Origin of the sequence: Actinomadura sp. KC345 (assembly GCF_004348515.1) — a bacterium.
Lineage (GTDB): Bacteria > Actinomycetota > Actinomycetes > Streptosporangiales > Streptosporangiaceae > Spirillospora.
Genome location: NZ_SMKH01000554.1, coordinates 1 through 1,761, shown reverse-complemented (window position 1 = coordinate 1,761; position 1,761 = coordinate 1). Strand labels below are relative to the sequence as shown.

1 protein-coding gene is annotated in these 1,761 nt (G+C 73.4%); it reads left to right on the top strand.

Features of this window, described 5'->3' with window-relative positions; genetic code table 11:
- Positions 1 to 487: 487 nt before the first annotated feature.
- Positions 488 to 1,761, top strand: a 1,274-nt coding sequence (locus E1281_RS39500) for an L-aspartate oxidase (protein WP_131884787.1), incomplete at its 3' end; no start/stop codon positions are given.

Below are 1,761 nucleotides of genomic sequence, written 5' to 3'. Positions count from 1 at the left end.
GTCTTGGGGTGCCGGGCGGCAGGTCTTGCCGCGCCCGCTAGCACGTCTTGGCGCGCCCGGTGCATGCCGACGCATAGTTCGGGCCGACGCGTAGTTCGTGTGCCGACGGGTGAGCTTGTGTGACGACGCGTGAAGGGGGTCTGTGCGGCCGCTTTGGGCGGCGCCGTACGGCCTGGCCTCGCAGGAGTGGGGCGCGAGCGTCCGGTCCTGCGAGGCCGCACGGCAGCCGTACGCCTACGGTGCCGCCGCTGAAGGAACTGGATCGGCGCCGAGGGCGCCCCGAGCTGCCGCCCGGCGACGGGTCACCTCCGACAAACTGCCGCCGGCACCGGTCGCGGCTGTCGCCGGCGCGGCGTCTCTCGCAGGCGCGCGGGCCGGTGTGGGGCGTTCGAGTGTCTGAGGTGGTTGTCGGGGATGTGGGGGGTCAGGCGTTCGGCCTGTTCGGGATTAGGGTCATAATGACGAGAACCGATCCCGAGGAGGGTTCATGATCCCTTCGGTTCTGCAGGCCCCCGCCCCCGGCTGGACCACCGACACCGATGTCGTCGTCATCGGCTCCGGTATCGCCGGGCTGGTCGCCGCGCTGCGCTGCCGTCCGCACGGGCGGGTGCTGCTGGTCACCAAGGCGCTTCTGGACGCGGGATCGACCCGCTGGGCGCAGGGCGGGATCGCCGCCGCGCTCGCCCCCGACGACACCCCGGGCGAGCACCTCGCCGACACGCTCACCGCCGGCGTCGGGCTGTGCGACGAGGACGCCGTCCGGACTCTCGTCACCGAAGGGCCGGACGCCGTGCGCGGCCTCATCGCGCTCGGTGCCGCGTTCGACCGTTCCAGCGGCGGCGACATCGCGCTGACGCGCGAGGGCGGCCACCACCGGCGCCGCATCGCGCACGCGGGCGGGGACGCCACCGGCGCGGAGATCAGCCGAGCCCTCCTCGCCGCGCTCAAGGACTCCGGTGCCGAGGTCATCGAGCACGCCCTCGTCCTCGATCTCCTGAAGGACGCCAGCGGACGCGCGGCCGGGATCACCTTGCACGTCATGGGCGAGGGCCAGCCCGGCGGCGTCGGAGCCGTCCGCGCCCGTGCCGTGGTCCTCGCCACCGGCGGGCTCGGCCAGGTGTTCTCCGCGACGACGAACCCCGAGGTCTCGACAGGCGACGGCGTCGCGCTCGCGCTCCGCGCCGGCGCGGAGGTCTCCGACCTGGAGTTCGTCCAGTTCCACCCGACCGTGCTCTGGCTCGGCGACGGCGCGCGAGGCCAGCAGCCGCTGATCTCCGAAGCCGTCCGGGGCGAGGGCGCTCACCTCGTCGACCACGCCGGCGAGCGCTTCATGGCCGGACGCCACGACCTCGCCGAACTCGCCCCCCGCGACATCGTCGCCAAGGGGATCATGAACCGGATGCGCGAGACCGGCGCCTCCCACATGCTGCTGGACGGCCGACACCTCGGTGCCGCGATGTGGGAGAACCGGTTCCCCACCATCCTGGCCGCCTGCAGGCACCACGGCATCGACCCGGTGACCGAGCCGATCCCTGTGGTCCCCGCCGCCCACTACGCGAGTGGAGGCGTCCGCACGGACCTGCACGGCCGCACGTCCGTCCCCGGCCTCTACGCCTGCGGCGAGGTCGCCTGCACGGGCGTCCACGGCGCCAACCGCCTGGCGTCCAACTCCCTCCTGGAGGGCCTGGTCTTCGCCGCCCGCATAGCCACCACCCTCCAGGACGACCTAACACCCACCCCGACCACCGCTAACCCCACACC